We start from the raw sequence: 15,799 nt of genomic DNA, 5'->3' as shown, positions 1-15,799 counted from the left end.
AGTTGGAAAGGAACCTTTAGACAGATTATTTTCTCGCAAAATACAAGAAAAAAACCTGTAAGGGTATTTAAAGGGTCTTTAACTTCTTACTGAGAAGATTTATCTGCTCCCCTACGGAGATATTCCTGTTGGTCAGGCCGGTAACCACTTTTATGGAGTGGAGGACCGTGGAATGATCCCGGTTGAACTCTTTGCCGATTTCATTGAGAGAATTCTCGGTATGTTTGCGGCAAAGATACATGGCCACCTGACGGGGAAAGGTCAGCGCTTTTTTTCTGGAGCGGGACTGTAGTTCGTCACAGCTTACCTTATACTGTTTGCAGATGAATTCCCTGATCAGGGCGGGGGAGAGGGATTTGGGCAAGCCCACAAGCGCGGCGATAACCTGTTCGACCAGGGACATATCGACCACGCCTTCCTGTAAATGTGCCTTGGCCCGAATGCCGACTATTGCCGATTCAACCTGGCGGATATCTCCCTTGATATGTTGGGCCAGATAATCAATGTGTTCCTCTTCCAGCTTCAGATTATGCTGTTGTGCCTTATTCTTGACGATTCTGGTCCGAGTCGATATATCCGGAGGCTGGATGGCGGTCACCAGACCTGCAGCCATTCGTGAACGGAACTCCTCATCGATGCCGATAAGATCACGGGGCGGCCGGTTTGCGGTGAAGACGATCCTCTTGCCGCACTTGATCAGGGAGTCCAATAATTCATTGAGCTCCTCCTGGGTCTTCTTTTTACCGGTCAGGGAATGAACATCCTCCACCAGAAGAATATCGCATTGCTCGTGATATTTCTGTTTGAAGCTGTCCATGGTATTGGCCTTGATATTGTTCACCATCTCATAGGAAAATTGTTGCGCCGTGAGATAATGCAGCCTCGTCATTGGCGCCTCGGCCAGGATCTGATGGGCTACGGCATGTGTCAAATGGCTCTTTCCCAGTCCCGTGGAACTGTTAATATACAGGCAGGGCCCAATGGAATCATCGGCCAGGGTAATCGATCGACAGGCAGACTGTGCTAAAATGTTGCTCTCTCCCACCATAAATTCGGCGAAGGTGTAGCGGGGATGCAGGGCTCGCACCGAGGAGGAGTTGCGAGGTACGTTGGGCAGACGCAACTGCGCACTTTTGCCGCCAGCCGGAGCCTGTGCAGCCCCCCGTCCCAATGTCAGGATCACTTCCCTTCTTTGGGGGTCGACATCGCTCAGCTTTGCCTGAATGATTTCCAGATAATTTCTTGCTACATAGGCGCTGAAAAAGCGATCGGGACAGCACAGGGAAATTTTATCCTCCTGAAGCCCTGAACACTCAAGCGGATCTATCCAGAGACTATAGACGCTCTCACTTAATTCATCCCGCAATATTTCCTTCGCCTTTTGCCATACCATGTGCATGCCCCCGACTCTAAAATAGAGAGTGCCCCCTCAATAGCCCAGAGGATTATTCTCCGGACCTTACCTATCGTATTTCTCGTAAATATTCTAAGGAAACTGCCTAGCCGGAGGCCATACGCTCTTCTCTCTTCTCTCCTAACCCGGTTGAGTCGGGTTATCAATGGCTGGCTAGCGATTATATGTACGTTGATAAACTCCATTTTAAGATTTTCGTCAAAGACGATATCCTGATATTTTTCAAGATTCAGCTCATTACCCGGTGAGGCCTTCCAAATAAGCAAGGCTCGGTCTTTCCATCATCCCACCCTCTGCAAAGCCCACAAAAACATAGTCCTAACATTTTTTTAACTAAAATGTATTATTTCATGCTCTTAAACAGTTTATCAACAGGTTATTAACAAATTAAGCTTTTCGTTTATCTCAAATTTATTGAATATTTTTACATATAATTCTATTTATCTCCACTTTACTCAAAAATATGTCTTGAAACCTGCATAAATAAAGGCTTTCGGTATAGATTTGCTTTTCTCATTTTTTAGTTTTATTTTTTTTACCAGCATGATCCAGCCTCCGTTTTTTTTATCTAAATTCTCTTACCCTGGCAAACGTCAGTACCCTAACCTCAGATGCGCCGGCCCTCATCAAAGTAGCCGCACATTCCGACACGGTCGTACCTGTTGTATAGACGTCATCGACAAGACATATCTTCTTATTTATAATTATTTCAGAATGTTCTACGGAAAAAGCCGACCTTAGATTTTGCTTTCTGCCGATCGCGTCAAGTTCAGTTTGCGAACGGGTGTGATGTCTTTTGCGGAGTATCTGGGGAAAAATACAGTCGTTTCTCCCCGGGAACAACAGCTTGGCGAGAAACAGCGCCTGATTGAAGCCCCTCCTTTTCAGTCGCTGCCTGTGGAGAGGAACCGGCAGAAATATTTCGCACGAATCAAAAGCCGAAAAATCAAAGCTTCGCGCGATTTTCAGCAACGGATCGGCAGCAGCCGTGTCGTAGGAGTATTTAAGGTTATGCAGAAGCGAGCGCACCGGTTCTTCATAATAAATAATCCCTCTGGCCATGGAATATGGGGGCCTGTGACGCAAACAGCATTCACAAATATGATTTTCCGGCTGAGAGGTTATAAAATTCCCTCCGCAGATCCGGCAGATCGGTGCGACGATATAGAGGACACCGGCCAGGCATTCACAACATAGCCCTTCGGATATGGAGATTGCCCTGGCCCCGCAGCAATAGCAGCGCGGCGGGAAGAGTAACTCTACCAGAGCTTTTATCCATTTCTTGAGTTGTCTCTTGCCCGTCATTATTCTAACGTGGTATATTAAAAATTAACGCAGCACCTCTGCCTCTCCGAGATCGGGGCAGGATATTGTGAATTACCAAATACAACCCGGTCAAATACGTTTTCATGAATACTCCAAATCCCGGCAGAAAAAAATTAGGCGTTCTCATCGGCGGCTCCGGTCTTATCGGCGGTACGCTGGTCCACTATTTCAAAACCAAAATGCCTCAAGCCGTAGAAATCAGGGCACCAAGCAGCAAGAAACTCTCCATCAGGTCAGAAGAGGATATTCGCTCGTACATAGATGAAGTACAGCCCGATTTTCTCATCAACACAGCTATAACCAATTTGAATTCCAACAGCCGACTGGCTCTGGAGGTCAATTATCTTGGAGCCCTCAATCTGGCTAAGGCGGCGGCAGCACAGCAGATACCCTATATACATATCACTACGGCGGCTGTATTGCCATATGGAGATAACCTCAAGGAACATGATACCTTGCCGATAACGGCGGATTTGAATAATTACGCCAAATCGAAACTTCTGGCGGAAAAATCGCTGCACCATCTGCAAAAAACTGCGGGGCTCGATTACTCTTCCCTGCGGCTGGCCATAGTCTATGGCGACCACGATCATAAGATCCAGGGTTTTCACCGGCTTTTTTTCAGCATAGTCGAACAGTCAATGCCCTTTCTCTTTACCTCCAGAGGAGTGCAGCACTCTTACTCCAACTGCCGCAAGATTCCCTACTTTGTACACCATATGCTGGAGAACAGGGAAGAATTTTCCGGACAAACCTATAATTTTGTCGACCAGGACCCGGTCGAACTCGCCAAACTCATTCTGACCATCAAGAAATCCCTGCAGCTGAAATCGCCCAAGGAAATATATTTGCCTTATAAAGTGACACGATCGAGTAAGAAACTGCTCTCTATCCTTTTGCGCTTCTTTGCCAAAGCGGGCCTTGTTGCCAGAATGCCCCAGGAGCTCATGTTTCTAGAGAGTTTTTACAGGAATCAGACTCTTTCTTCTGAAAAACTGCGCAGCTCCAGTTTTGTCGATCCCTACCCATCGGAAACGATTTTCTCTCTTTTACCTGATCTCACCTCCTATTATCTGACACGCTGGAGTGAACAAAATCTTATCCAGGGATATCGCGACGAGCTTTGCCACAACCGGGATTATGACTGCGTCTTCCGCGAAACCCCCTCCCAACTGCTCGATATGATTCATTGCCGTTCCGAAGACACATCCCATACGGTTGCTACGCCGGAAGAATAATCAGCGGCCTTCGTTCTTGCCTTAGGAATGTAAAAACACTCAAGCCCCGGATAACTCCGACTCACAACAGGTAATATTCCCTTACTGTCCTCTTTTGCGTAGTGTTTTGATCTTCGTGCTGTTTTTCGCAGTTACTTCCTTTTCATTTTTGTTCAAACATGTCATAATGGCTGTTATTTTCAGCAGCCGAAACGGTTATCTTATATATAAACAGTAATTTAAACTACATTACACGGCGATCGGCTTTACCGTACCACGAGAAGCAGATCTTTGCTTTGTAACGCAAAGGAATTACCAGATGCAATTATTGAAGAAAAATTTAATTTTACCGCACCGGGAATTTCTCGCTTCGGCTCTTCTCCTCCTCGGTCTGCTGATTGCTTCATCCACCGTGTGGGCGGCGCAACCGCAGAAGACATTGTTTCTCCCATTCAAAGTCACTTCTCTGTCTCAAAGCATAACCCCAGCCGAGGCCGATAGAGCTTTGTCAAAGATCCTTGCCGAGAAAGGGTATTCTTTTCTCGAGAGAGAGAGGGCTGAATCGTTACTCGACTATGGAGCCGAATGGCCGCCTGATACTCAAACACTCGGAGAGATTGATTCCTTCAAAAACTATGACATTCTGGTAGCCGGCAGTATCACGGAAATAGCCGGAAATATCAGTCTGGACGCCAGGCTGGTCGACCTGCTTTCTCCAGTTGAATCGAAATATTTCTCCTTCCAGGGAGACAGTAAGCAGATAAATGCACTGTATAATGATCTGATCAGGGAAACTACGGCATTTACCTCCAGGGATGAGGTTATCGCTTCCATAGCTCCGCTGGGAAATGAAAAAATCGACTCCGGCGCCATCCTGAAAAATATTTCGACCCAGCCGGGTGATCCATACGATCCTGCCGCCCTCAGGGAGGATCTAAAGTCTATTTTCAGAATGGGATACTTCGATGATGTTCAAATTGAAGTGAGTCAGCAGCAGGATGGCAAGGCCGTGGTTTTCAGAATCGATGAGAAACCGGTGATCAGCTCCATTATTTTCGAAGGAATCGAGGAGCAAAAGGAAGAAAATGTCAAAGAAGTGGTAACCACCAGAGAACAGTCCATCCTCAACCCAACTCAATTGAACAGAGACAGTGAAGCCATTCAGCTTCTCTATAAATCAAAGGGGTTCTATAATACCGAGGTTACTCCCGAAGTAAGTCAGCCTACACAGGACACCGCCGAGGTCCGTTTTGTCATAGATGAAGGAGAGAAAATCTATATCAGGGAAATTTCCTTTGAAGGCAATACCACCTTCGACGACGATGAGCTCGAAGATGAGATAGAAACCAGTACCAAAGGCTGGTTTTCCTGGATTACCGAATCGGGTCTGCTCGACTACGATAAACTTAACCAGGATGCAGGCAGAATTTTAAATTTTTACGGCAACCATGGTTTTCTCGAGGCTAAAATCGGCGACCCCATCGTCAATCAGGAAGAAGAATGGCTGTATATCACCTTTGTCATTGAGGAGGGCACCCGTTTCAGGGTCGGCGAGGTAAATCTGGAAGGTGACACCATCGCTGACAGGGAAAAACTGCTCGCCATGCTCGATATTCCCCATGAAACGTATGTCAGCCGAAAAGTGCTCCGGGAAGATATCCTCAAAATCACCGACTACTATGCCGAAAGAGGATACGCCAACGCCAATACCCGCCCAGAGATCAAACCAGCAGAGACAGAAGATACCCTGGATATAACACTCGATATAGATAAGGGCGAATTGGTCTATATCAACAGGATCTCGATTACCGGAAATGATCGGACCCGTGACAATGTCATTCGCAGGGAACTTGAGGTTAAGGAGGGCGGCATTTTTAATGCCAAGGCCCTGCGCGAGAGCCTGCAAAACCTGCAGTATCTCGATTTTTTTGAAGAAGTCAATATCAGCCCGGAAAAATCATTCGACACCTCAACCGTGGATCTTTCCGTTGAGGTCAAGGAGAAAAGCACCGGAATGTTCACCATAGGCGCCGGTTACAGTTCTGTTGACGACCTCATCCTGATGGGCCAGATAGCTGAAAACAACTTCCTCGGACGTGGTGATACCCTGGCACTTTCCGGTAATATCGGCGGCGAGAGCAATAAGTACAACCTGCAATATAAAAATCCACGACTCTATGACTCCGAACTTTCCTGGGGAATTGACCTTTTCGATATGGAGCGTGAGTATGATGACTATACCAAGGATTCCACGGGAGGCGCGCTCAGTTTCGGCTACCCGATATGGGAAAAATGGAGAGGCTACGGCAGTTACAGTTATACCGATACAACCCTTTCGGATGTCGCCGAAGATGCCTCCTTTATCATTCAGAATTCCGTGGATATCCATATAACCAGCGCGGTCAAATTTACACTGCAGCGAGATACCCGGAACCGCCGATTCGGCGCCAGCAAAGGTTCACGCCACAGCCTGAGCCTGGGCTATGCCGGTGGGCCGCTGGGCGGAGATTCGGAATTCACCAAAATAGAAGGGTATACCTCATGGTTTTTCCCGATGTTCCTGGATACAGTCTTTCATGTCCACGGTGCTGCCGGACAGGCATTTGAAAACTCAGACAACGCACTGCCAGTATATGAGCGCTTCTACCTTGGCGGCCTGCGAAGTATTCGCGGCTTTGACTATGGCAAGGTAAGCCCTATAGATCCTGAAACCGGGGACCGTATCGGCGGTGATAAAATGTGGTTTACCAATTTTGAGTATATCTTCCCTCTGCTTGCCGAACAGGGCATCACCGGCGTACTCTTCTACGATATGGGCAATGTCCTCAATGATGATGAGGACTGGGGGTTTGACAGCTACAAGAAATCCGTCGGTGTAGGGATCAGGTGGTTTTCCCCGATGGGGCCGCTCCGGCTCGAATGGGGCTACAATCTTGATCCCGAGCCCGATGAAGATGATTCGGTCTGGGACTTTTCCATAGGCGGCGTTTTTTAGTGCCTCGGGACAGCCATAAGAATGGATATTTTCTTTAAAACTGTGACTTGGACTCCCATAACCATGGCATTTATCATGCTCAGCGGGGTTAGAACCGACCAGGAAAATACATTCAATTGACCATCCGGAGCGAAAAGAGAGGCGCTTGATGAAATGCATCGGCATGCATATACTTAATTCGGTCCTCGTTACTTTGGAGAATTGAATTTCAGGAACAATGGCAAGCGAGGTCTTTCACTTCCCACTTCTCCTCATTAACAATCAAAGTTAAAGCGGCTGCTTATTCGGCAACCGCGCGTGTTTCATGTCAACAGATTTTGTAACCTCCATCAGGCAGTCAACTGAGAAAGAATTTTTTCTCTCCGGTCTGCGAGGCAGCAGCCATGCCTGGTTCAGCTCACAACTTGCCCAAGGCACAACCTGCTGCTGCATTGTTCCGGACGAACATAGTGTTCCGCTGCTTGAGGAAGACCTGCGGCTTTTTTCCTCGGTAGAGGTACTAACCTATCCGGGATATGAAATTCCACCTTACACCCCGATCTCCCCGGACCAAAGAACAACCGCAGCCCGTCTCTCCACCCTTTTCTCCCTTCAGGAAAACCGCGCCCCATCACTGGTTGTCACCTCTATCGAGGCATTGATGCGCAGAGTTCTTCCCCGTCACATCCTTACCGACAGGGCGGAACTTATCATGACGGGAGAAGATGTCGATCAACAGGATCTGATTGCTCTGTTGATCAGCTCTGGCTATGAGCAGGCCGCATTGGTCCGCGGCGTTGGCGATTTTTCGATCCGGGGTGGCATTATAGATATTTTTCCACCACCATTCCTTCAGGAAACCGGAGAATTTCACATAGGTCCCTTGCGGCTTGACTTTTTCGGCGACACAATAGAATCATTGCGTTCTTTTGATATTTACAGCCAGAGATCGCAGGAAGAGCTCAGTGAAGCCATTCTTCTGCCGGTAAGCGATATTCTCTATGAAAGCCGCAGGTCCCACTGCTCTCCCGCAATTTTCAAGAGTTTCCGTGAGGAAGGGGAGAACCGCTCCTGGGATGAGGAACAGGCGGAATCCCTCTTTGAGAGGTTAAAGAGCATTGGTCGCTTTGCCGGTGCGGAATTTTTCCTGCCCCTGTTTTACCGGGAGAGCGATCGGAGTACCGACACCGTCTTTGACTTTCTCCCCCAGGACTCCACCGTTGTTGTTGTTGACCCCGGAGCCTGCAGACATAATGCCGAACTCGTCCATGAACGCATCCTCTCCAATTTTCGTGAAGCTGAAAGCAGTGGACAACCGGCCCTGCCGCCTGAACAGCTTTTCCTTGACAGCAATGGCATCGACGACCGTCTGCAGTCCTTCAAAAAAGTATATATTTCAGACTTTCAGGAGGATTCTCCCCGGCACATTCGCCAGACCACCGTCAATCATCGCCTCTTGAAGCAGGATATCGAACTGCAGCGGCGTCAACGGGGACTGCTTGCCCCTCTGACAGATCAGCTTCATGAATGGCAGGAGCAACGGGACCGAATTGTCATCTGCTGCCGATCAACCAGACACACCAAAAATCTTGCCGAACTGCTGAGCAAGCGTGGTTATGACATCGAAAAAATCAGTCCTCCCCTGCAGCTTGATACTATCGAGGTGAATGATCGCCTGCTGATCTGTGATCATCCCCTGCAGCGCGGCTTCAGTCTACCCGACAAGCATATCCACCTCCTTTCCGAGAGTGAGCTTTTCGGCGAGCTGCGGCTGGGTACCAAGGCCAAAAAACGGCCCAAGACTACTGATGTCCTGAACTTTGCCGAGCTCAATCATGGTGATATCGTTGTTCACCGCGACCATGGACTCGGGGTTTATGTCGACCTGGTCACCATGGAATATCAGGGCACCAAAAACGACTTCATGCTGATAGAATATCGGGATGGGGACAGACTCTACCTCCCCGTTGATCGCATGAACCTGGTCAGCAAATACGAGGGGCTTTCCGACAGAAAACCGCGTATCGACAAACTCGGTACCCAGGCCTGGAAAACGACCAAGTCCAAAATCAAGGAAGAGGTCTGGAAGGTCGCCCAGGAACTGCTCGATATATATGCCACCAGGGAGTTGAGAGAGGGCAAACGTTTCTCTCCACCCGGCGAACTCTACCATGAACTTGAAGAGTCATTTCCTTATGATGAAACTTCAGGCCAGGATCGCGCCATCTCCGAACTGATAGGCGATCTAACCTCGGATAGGCCCATGGACAGGCTGGTATGCGGAGATGTGGGCTACGGCAAAACCGAAGTAGCCATCCGCGGCGCCTTCAAGGTAGTCGAGGATGGCTTCCAGGTCGCCGTACTGGTGCCGACCACGGTGCTCTCCGAGCAGCATCTGCATACATTCCGGGAACGACTGCAGGGTTTTCCCGTGGCCATCGATTGTATCAATCGTTTCCGAACATCGGCCCAACAGCGAAAAATACTCAAAGATCTCGCCGAGGGAAAAATAGATATCATCATCGGCACCCACCGTCTTCTCTCCAAGGATGTTAAATATAGAAACCTTGGTCTTCTCATTGTCGATGAAGAACATCGATTCGGGGTTAGTCATAAGGAAAAAATCAAAAAGATCAAATCCGAGGTGGACATACTCACCCTGACCGCCACGCCAATTCCCAGAACGTTACAGATGTCGCTCCTGGGTATTCGGGACCTCTCGGTCATCTCTTCTCCACCCGAGCACCGCCAACCCATCAAGACTTTTGTGGCGCGCTTTGATGATCTGGTAATTAAAGAGGCTATCTCAAAAGAGATGCGTAGAGAGGGGCAGACCTTTTTCGTCCATAACAGGGTTAAATCGATCCAGAAGATGGCCGCTAAAATCCAGAAACTCGTACCCGGGGCACGCCTTGCCGTGGCCCATGGTCAGATGGCCGGCAAGGAGCTGGAACAGATCATGGTGCAGTTCGTCAACAAGGAGATCGATGTTCTGGTCAGCACCACCATCATTGAATCCGGTCTCGATATTCCCACAGCAAACACTATCATCATCAATCGTGCCGACATGTTGGGTCTTGCCGAAATATACCAGCTGCGCGGCAGAGTCGGCCGCTCTGCACGTCAGTCCTTTGCCTATCTCCTGGTCCCCTCCGTTGACGCACTTTCGCGTGATTCCAAAGAGAGATTACGATCACTGATGGATTACAATGAACTGGGCGGCGGCTTCAAACTTGCCATGAGCGATCTGCAGATCCGTGGCGGCGGCAATCTTCTGGGAGTGTCTCAAAGCGGCCATATAGCCGCCATCGGCTATGACCTCTATCTTGATCTGCTGCAGAGAACAGTGGCCGATCTCAAAACCAGGACAGAACTCGGCGATGAAAGTCAACGACAGGATGATATCGATCCCGAAATTAACCTGCAGGTGTCTGCCTATATCCCTGAGAGCTACATCCCCGATATCGGCCAGCGCTACATTGCCTATCGCCGCATTTCGGCTCTTGCACATCAAACGGATGAGCAATTCGAAGACCTCAAAGATGAGTTGACCGACCGATACGGCAGGCTGCCGCAGGAGACCGACCATCTCTTTGCCATCATGGCCTTGAAAAAATCTCTGTGTTTCCTCCGGGTCGGAAAACTGGAGAAAGGCAAGGACAGTCTGGTGCTGTCATTTCTGCAAGACACTCCCTTGCAGCCTCAGGCTTTATTGAGGTATATTGAGAAGCGCGCGGCCAAGGAAAAAAAATCACCTTCGAGACTGCTGCCGGACGGCAGGCTTATCGCGTCCACGGCAAAAACTGGAGAAGACGATATCTTCAAAACATGCCACAACCTGCTCACAGAACTACAACAGCTCACTCATGAATAAATCAGCCTCATACTCCGCACTGGATACACCTTATCCCTGGGACGCCATTGACACGGTCCTGCTCGATTTGGACGGCACGCTTCTGGATAAATATTTCGATGATTATTTCTGGGAAAAACATGTGCCCCAGGTTTTTGCCCGCAAGCACGGCCTTTCCTCAGCGGAGGCGGAAGAGTCCCTGCTCGCCAGATATCGCAGCGTTGAGAGCACCCTGCAGTGGACCGACCTCAACTACTGGACCCAGCAGCTCGATCTTGATATCGCCGAACTGAAGCGTGAGATCGACCATCTCATCAACGTGCACGATCATGTTCTCGATTTCTTTGATTTTGTCAAATCATTGGATAAACGACTCTGCCTCATAACAAATGCCCATTCCACCACCCTTGAGATAAAACTCGCCAAAACTGATATAGGATCTTTTTTCGACAGGATAATATGTGCAGAGGAAGTCGGAGAGGCCAAGGAACAACTGCAGTTCTGGCATGGCCTGGAAAATCTGCTGGATTTTGATAAAACACGAACTTTCTTTGCCGATGACACCGAGAAGGTTCTCCATGCCGCCAGGCAGTATGGTATTACACACCTGGTCCATGTCGCCAGACCAAGTTCGAAACTTGCCGCCCGTTACTCGCCTGACTATCACTCCATCGGCGATTTCAGCGAACTGATGACGCCATAGGTGATTGTGTCTTCAAACACCGGGGCGAGGCGAAATTATGCAAATGAGGAAAACAAAAATGAGGGACCGTGTCCTGCTGATAGCAGCTCTGCTTTTTTTTCTCCACTCCCCCCTCTGGGCAAGTCAGGAAAAACAGATTATCTACCACGGCAACCGGGGCAGCTCCTATTCCCTGCCGTCTCTGGTTATTGCCGCACTGCAGCGCCCCGATTTCATTGAGCTGCCATTGCTGCTCACCAGAGATAATATCCCTGTGGTCTTCGATGATCTCTTCCTTGATCCGCAGACCAATGTAGCCGATATATTTCCCGGACGCAGCAGACAGGACGGCAATTTCTACCTCATTGACTTTACACTTTCAGAAATACAGCAGCTTTCACTGCGCAGGCATGAGGGTGACCGAGGTGCCACAACTCATCTGACCAGTTTCGATGATGCCCTGGGTCTGCTGTCGCATCTGGGTTCGAGCTTCGGAGTCGCCCCTCGGATTTTGCCGGTTATCAAATATCCTTGGTTTCACGCCAATGAAGCCAGAGATATAAGTTCAATTGTACTTGATGCCGTTATCGCCAATTCCAACTCCGATACCGTCATCTTTCTCAAGTGTTTTGATCCGGATGAACTGCAGCGAATCAACCAGGACCTCCTGCCTGGATTGCCGTTAGAGGTCAAGCTGATCCAGGGTATAGAGGCTGCCGGCGGCCGTGAGACCATGCGCCGTGAAAAAGAGAGGTGGTCAGGTTATAGTTACGAGTGGCTCTTCACTCGCTTGGGCCTTCGGGTAGCTGTTGAATATGCCTATGCACTTATGCTCGATGATGTCGATGTGGTGGAAGAGGAAAATCTCAAACGCCTCATCGTCGACAGTCAGGGGTTGAGAATGAAAATCTTCATCACTGTACCGCAAGATTCTGTAATATCCCCTGAATCCTTTTACGAAAAGATTCTTTTTGAGTTGAATGCAGATGGCCTGGCACTTGAACATCCGGCAGGGCTACGTTCTTTCCTCAAGCAAAAGGCCTCTTCTGTGGAAAAACCACGGGATACCCCTTCGCCACAAGAAAAAAATGATGCTTCAGGCATTCTTAGCGATCCGGACGCACTCCTGGAAAGACTAAAAAGGGTTCAATAAGGACACCGGGATACAGCATAGTGGCAGAGAAATTCTTTTCCTTCGACAACACCGAAAGTCAGCTTAACGGCAGACAAACCTGCTCCCCCCGCTGGAACAACCACAGCTTCAGGGTGAAATTCCTGCATAGAGGACTGGAGAGAGGCAATTCCGCCGCCGGCCTTCTTCGTCAGTTTCCCGGATGTTTTCCGCAATGGGGCAACTGCCTCTTTACCTTTGATGTCGACGACCGGGAGTATGACTGGCTCGTTGTCTATCAGGATCTGCCACGCTCAAAGAGCTTCTTCACCGAAGAAAAACTGTGCTGCCCCCGGGAAAAAACCATTCTGATCACCGGCGAGCCATCCTCAATTTCAATCTTCGGCACCGATTATCTGAAGCAGTTCGGCCGCATTTTGAGTTTTCAGGAGCCATGGGCAATGCGGCACCCCAATGTCTTTTTTCATCATCCCGGCCTGATCTGGTATTATGGGCTCCCTTTTGGAGAGGAAGGCCGGTTCATTACCTGGGATGAATTGTCAGACACAGCGCCATTGCGAAAAAGCAGATCACTCTCCACGGTCTGCTCCCAGCGGCGCGGCGAAGTCACGCTACATTCTGCCAGGGTCGACTTCACCAAGGCCCTCAAAGCTGATATCCCCGAGCTGGATATATACGGACACGGGGTCCTGCCTATGCAGGACAAGGCCGAGGCCATTGCCCCTTACAGGTTTCATCTGGTTATTGAAAATCATGTCTATCAGCATCATCTGACCGAAAAAATGCCGGATGCCTTCCTTGGATACGCCCTGCCCTTTTATCACGGAGCGCCGAATGGTTCCGCCTACTTTCCCAAGGACAGCTTCATCCCCATAGATATCGGCAACTACCGCAAGTCTTTGGAAATCATCCGCTATCACCTTGCTAACAACGAATACCAGGATCGGCTTCCCGCCATCATCGAGGCACGAAGGCGCGTTCTCGAAGAACAGAACCTGTTCGCCATACTGCACCGTCTCATCAATGACACAAACGGGAAAATTACCAAGACCACGATGGGAAAAGTGATCCGCAACCGCTCGACTATGCGCATAAAAAATCCTGTCGCTGGTATCCGCAGCCTCAGTCAAAAGGGCGCCATAATAGCCTATCACCGTTTTCTGGCCCGCAAGCGCCGGAAGTCTCCGTAAGAGTTTTTTCCAGTACCTTTCCTTCACATCAGGTCGACCTGGACTTATGTTTCTTCACAGGGCACCGACCAAGACTTACAGCTGAAGTTGCGCCATTCATAACCGGCTTAGCCGTAGTTGCACTATCTCATCTGATATTTTATCAACCTATTCTCTCCGGGAAAGGGGTAAAATTAAAGAAATGACACCTGCGAGCATTCTCATTTACATTATTCTCACGGTAGCCTTGTTCTTTTTTATCACCGAGTGGATAAGAGCAGATGTGGTAGCAGTCCTGGTGCTGGTCACTTTAGTCATTACCAAGGTCCTGACACCTGAAGAAGCCCTTGCCGGTTTCAGCAGCAATGCGGTAATTACGATAGCTGCTCTGCTCGTCATCAGCTCTGGTCTGGTGCGCAGCGGAGTGGTCAAATGGGTGGCCGACCGGCTGATCACCATCAGCAGGGACAGCAGGTTTCTGCTGGTATTGGTTGGTACCGGGATCCCCGGTCTTCTATCCGGCTTTATCAATATCGTGGCAGCGGTGTCAATCTTCATTCCCGCAGCACTCCGCCTGGCCCGTCAAAATGGAATTGATGGTTCAAGGCTGTTGCTGCCCATGGCCGTAACCTCTCTGATGGGAGCAAACCTCTCCCTGATAGGAGCCTCCCATAACCTGGTGGTAGACAGCCTGCTGCAAAAATCCACTTCGGAAAGCTTCGGCCTTTTTGAATTTACCGCGATCGGTGCAATCCTCGTGGCACTGACCATCGGCTACACCCTGCTCGTCGGCAAAAAGATTCTGCCCGACCGCAGCAGCACCCAGGAAAAGCAGCATGAATCCGACGACGATCTTGTCAAAATCTACGATCTCAATGAACGCCTTTGGGAACTTCTGGTCAAGCCCGGATCTTCGGTGGCAGGTCAGCCGCTGCATGATCTTGGCATTGGCAGAAAATACGGCCTGAGTATCATTGCCGTTTTTCGAGGCGGCGCAGAGCTCTCAGTGGAAGATGGTGATTTTCGATTCCTGGAAAAGGACATTCTGGCCATCGGCGGCAGCAGGGAAATGATCATGCAGCTTGCCGGTGAGCACAGTGGACTGACCATTTTGGGCCAGCCCGATGCCCATGAAGAATTTTCATGGAGCCTTTTTGAGATGATTGAGGTGGTGGTTCCACCGCGCTCTACTGTAATCGGTAAGACCCTCCGGGATATTCATATGCGCGAAGAGACGGGCCTGACCTGCGTCGCCCTGTGGCGTGAGAAGCGCCCCTATCGCACCGATGCCAGAGATCGCCCTCTGCGGGAAGGCGATGGCCTCATGCTGTTCGGTACACGGGATCGGGTTCGGGAATTTGAACCGGCACCCGACTTTTTGTGGCTGCATCCTCCTCGCAGGGAAGAAGCGCCTCGGAAACTCCGGCACCTTGCCCCTGTTGCCGCTCTTCTCTTCCTGGCGGTTATTCTTAGTACCTTCTTTAACCTTTTGCCCATTGCCATTGCCGCCCTGCTGGGTGCAGCGGGGATGATTATTATCGGCACTGTCTCTCCCGGGCAGGCCTATGCAAGCATCGACTGGAGAACCATCGTCCTGATCGGCGGCATGTATCCTGTTGGTGCAGCGCTGGAAAAAAGCGGGGCAGCCTCTCAAATGTCAGAGATGATTGTCAGCACCGCAGGTGTTTTAGGCCCCCTCTACGCCTTGATTGCAGTAACACTTCTTACGGTGATCCTTACTCAGCCGCTGCATAATGCGGTAGTAGCTGTAATCATGACCCCTGTGGCAATCCAGGTGGCCAATTCTCTTGGCGCCAATCCCAAAGCATTCGCCGTTGCTGTAATCGTCGGTGCCTCGGCAAGTTTTCTCATGGCCGTGGGCCACCCCGCCCCCATGCTGGTGAAGAAGCCGGGTGGGTATACAAACGGTGATTACCTCAAGTTCGGTGTCGCTCTCATTCCGCTCATTGTAGTGGTGGTCGCCATAATGGTTCCCTTGATCTGGGGGCTGTAGGGAGGAGTCTTCCGGTGG

The 15,799-nt window shown here is 49.8% G+C and carries 9 protein-coding genes; 7 read left to right on the top strand and 2 right to left on the bottom strand.

The window, feature by feature from the left end; all coding sequences use genetic code 11:
- Nucleotides 1-67 precede the first annotated feature (67 nt).
- Together dnaA and JWG88_RS12360 are read right to left on the bottom strand one after the other, a co-directional pair.
- Nucleotides 68-1,393, bottom strand: a complete 1,326-nt coding sequence (dnaA, locus tag JWG88_RS12365; protein ID WP_205234083.1) for a chromosomal replication initiator protein DnaA — start codon at nucleotides 1,391-1,393, stop codon at nucleotides 68-70.
- Nucleotides 1,394-1,978: 585 nt separating this feature from the next.
- A complete protein-coding gene (locus JWG88_RS12360) occupies nucleotides 1,979-2,719 on the bottom strand; it encodes a ComF family protein (RefSeq protein WP_205234082.1) in 741 nt (246 codons plus the stop codon).
- 104 nt (nucleotides 2,720-2,823) lie between these two features.
- Here JWG88_RS12360 and JWG88_RS12355 point away from each other — a divergent pair, with 104 nt between their 5' ends.
- The 7 genes from JWG88_RS12355 (at nucleotide 2,824) to JWG88_RS12325 (ending at nucleotide 15,781) form a co-directional block, all read left to right on the top strand.
- Nucleotides 2,824-3,978: an NAD-dependent epimerase/dehydratase family protein gene (locus tag JWG88_RS12355; RefSeq protein WP_205234081.1), complete on the top strand. Its 1,155-nt coding sequence runs from the start codon at nucleotides 2,824-2,826 to the stop codon at nucleotides 3,976-3,978.
- Between the two features lie 298 nt (nucleotides 3,979-4,276).
- The gene (gene bamA, locus JWG88_RS12350) at nucleotides 4,277-6,952 is read left to right on the top strand and encodes an outer membrane protein assembly factor BamA (protein WP_240194418.1); all 2,676 of its coding nucleotides are present in this window, start codon (nucleotides 4,277-4,279) and stop codon (nucleotides 6,950-6,952) included.
- A gap of 304 nt (nucleotides 6,953-7,256) precedes the next feature.
- A complete protein-coding gene (gene mfd / locus JWG88_RS12345) occupies nucleotides 7,257-10,805 on the top strand; it encodes a transcription-repair coupling factor (RefSeq protein ID WP_205234080.1) in 3,549 nt (1,182 codons plus the stop codon).
- The gene (locus JWG88_RS12340) at nucleotides 10,798-11,487 is read left to right on the top strand and encodes an HAD-IA family hydrolase (protein ID WP_205234079.1); all 690 of its coding nucleotides are present in this window, start codon (nucleotides 10,798-10,800) and stop codon (nucleotides 11,485-11,487) included. The genes mfd and JWG88_RS12340 overlap by 8 nt, the downstream gene beginning before the upstream one ends.
- A gap of 58 nt (nucleotides 11,488-11,545) precedes the next feature.
- Nucleotides 11,546-12,619 carry a glycerophosphodiester phosphodiesterase family protein gene (locus JWG88_RS12335; protein WP_205234078.1) on the top strand — a complete coding sequence of 358 codons (1,074 nt, stop codon included), beginning with the start codon at nucleotides 11,546-11,548 and terminating at the stop codon, nucleotides 12,617-12,619.
- A gap of 20 nt (nucleotides 12,620-12,639) precedes the next feature.
- Nucleotides 12,640-13,788, top strand: coding sequence for a glycosyltransferase family 10 domain-containing protein (locus tag JWG88_RS12330; RefSeq protein WP_205234077.1), 1,149 nt, complete (start codon nucleotides 12,640-12,642; stop codon nucleotides 13,786-13,788).
- A 181-nt stretch (nucleotides 13,789-13,969) separates the two neighbouring features.
- Nucleotides 13,970-15,781: an SLC13 family permease gene (locus tag JWG88_RS12325; protein ID WP_205234076.1), complete on the top strand. Its 1,812-nt coding sequence runs from the start codon at nucleotides 13,970-13,972 to the stop codon at nucleotides 15,779-15,781.
- The last annotated feature ends 18 nt before the right edge of the window (nucleotides 15,782-15,799 follow it).

It is taken from the genome of Desulfopila inferna (assembly GCF_016919005.1).
Classification (GTDB): domain Bacteria; phylum Desulfobacterota; class Desulfobulbia; order Desulfobulbales; family Desulfocapsaceae; genus Desulfopila_A; species Desulfopila_A inferna.
Note: the sequence above shows the minus strand (reverse complement) of the source record. Positions and strands in the feature narration are given on the sequence as shown.